Origin of the sequence: Ideonella sp. B508-1 (genome assembly GCF_000333615.1) — a bacterium.
GTDB lineage: Bacteria > Pseudomonadota > Gammaproteobacteria > Burkholderiales > Burkholderiaceae_C > Ideonella.
In genome coordinates this window covers 1-1,801 of record NZ_BADL01000379.1, presented here as the reverse complement: position 1 = coordinate 1,801, position 1,801 = coordinate 1, and the positions used below count along the sequence as shown (strand labels likewise).

The window sequence follows — 1,801 nt, the reverse complement described above, 5'->3', positions numbered from 1 at the left end:
CCGGGCCTGCTCAGGATGGCCGGCGTGGTCAGCGTCGAGAGCAGCTTCACGTCGATCAGGCGCTCGATCAGCGACGGTGGCGCCGCCACATAGCCCACCCGCCAGCCGGGCGTAAGGATCTTGGAGAAGCCCGAGACATAGAGCGTACGCTGCAGGCCGTCCAGGGCCGCCAGGCGCGGCAGATGGGCCGGCGCCAGCTCGCCATAGGTGTCGTCCTCCACCACCCGGAAATCGTGCTGTTCGGCCAGGCGCAGCAGCTGGTAGGCGCCGGCCGGCGTCAGCGAGTTGCCGGTGGGGTTGTGCAGCACCGAGATGGTCACGTACAGCCGCGGCCGGTGCTCGCGCGCCAGGGTCTCCAGCACCGCCAGATCGGGGCCGTCGGCGCCGCGCGGCACCGGCAGCAGGCGCATGCCCAGCTGGCTCAGGCGGGCGAACTCCACCGCCCAGCCCGGCTCGTCCACCAGCACCGCATCGCCCGGGGCCAGCAGGGCGCGCGAGACGATGTCCAGCGCATGGGTGGCGCCGGTGGCCGTGACGATCTGCTCGGCCGAGGCCTGCAGGCCCAGCCCGCCCAGACGCAGCGCCAGGGCCTGGCGCAGGCGCAGGTCGCCCGCAGGCTGGCCGTACTGCAGGGCCAGCGCCCCTTCGTTCTGGCCCAGCACACGGCGCAGGGCGGTGCTGAGCAGAGCCGGGTCCAACCACTCCAGCGGCAGCGTGCCCAAGCCGGGCGCGGGCTGATCGGTGCCGCTGTGGAACATGCCGCGGATCAGGGCGGTGGCATCCACCGGCGGCAGGGGTGGCCCGGCAGGCGCCGGTCGCGGCGGGGTTGGCCGAGACTCCGGCATGCGCCGGTCGCGCACGAAGAAGCCGCGCTGCCGCCGGGCCTCCACCAGCCCGAGGGCCAGCAGCTGGTCGTAGGCGGCCACCACGGTGTGCGGGCTCACACTGTGCCGGCGCGCGGCGTCCCGCACCGAGGGCAGCCGAGTGCCCGGCGCCAGCAGGCGCTGGCGGATGCGCTGGGCATAGTGCTCGGCCAACTGCTCGGTCAGCGTGCTGCCGCCGCCGCGCGAGAGCCCGCCCAGGGCGGAACCGCCCTCGGGACCCGGTCCGGCGGCCGCTGCGGCACGCCATTCGTCACGCTCGCTCACTGTGTCACCTCACCCGCCGGTACAGAAGCCTCGGTGCATCGGAAAACTGTACTGTATCTGTATTGCCGGCAGGCCTACACTGGCCCTCTCACGGCCGGCCCGACCGGTCCTTGCTCCGGAGACACACGCATGAGCCCCTCGACCTCGCCCTCTTCTCCCTGGCACATGGCGCAGCGCGCCGCGCGACTCAACCCTTCGGTGATCCGCGAGATCCTGAAGCTCACCGAGCTGCCGGGCGTTCTGTCGCTGGCGGGGGGCCTGCCGGCCGCCTCCACCTTCCCGGTCGAAGCCATGCGCGAGGCCACCACCCGGGTGCTGGCCGAGCAACCCCAGGCCGCCCTGCAGTACGCCGCCAGCGAAGGCTACGGCCCCCTGCGTGAGTGGGTGGCCGAGCGCCTGCGTGCGCAAGGCATGGCCCATGTGAAGGCCGAGCAGGTGCTGATGACCACCGGCTCGCAGCAGGGCCTGGACCTGATCGCCAAGGTGATGGTCGATGCCGGGGCCCCGGTGGCCGTGGAGACCCCCACCTACCTGGGCGCGCTGCAGGCCTTCACCCCGTTCGAGCCCATCTTTGCCGGCGTGGCCAGCGACGGCCAGGGCGCGCTGCCGGAGGCCATCGCCCGCCTGCCCCACGACGCGCCCGGCACGCGCTC

1 protein-coding gene and 1 pseudogene are annotated in these 1,801 nt (G+C 73.3%); one reads left to right on the top strand and one right to left on the bottom strand.

Annotation, left to right across the window (positions count from 1 at the left end; all coding sequences use genetic code 11):
- The coding region (locus I73_RS15805) for a PLP-dependent aminotransferase family protein (RefSeq protein WP_026096812.1) at window positions 1-1,082 on the bottom strand (1,082 nt) is incomplete at its 3' end.
- Window positions 1,083-1,277: 195 nt separating this feature from the next.
- On the opposite strand from I73_RS15805, the pseudogene I73_RS15800 reads away from it, so the two are divergent.
- Window positions 1,278-1,801, top strand: a pseudogene (locus I73_RS15800) (PLP-dependent aminotransferase family protein); the annotation flags it as partial.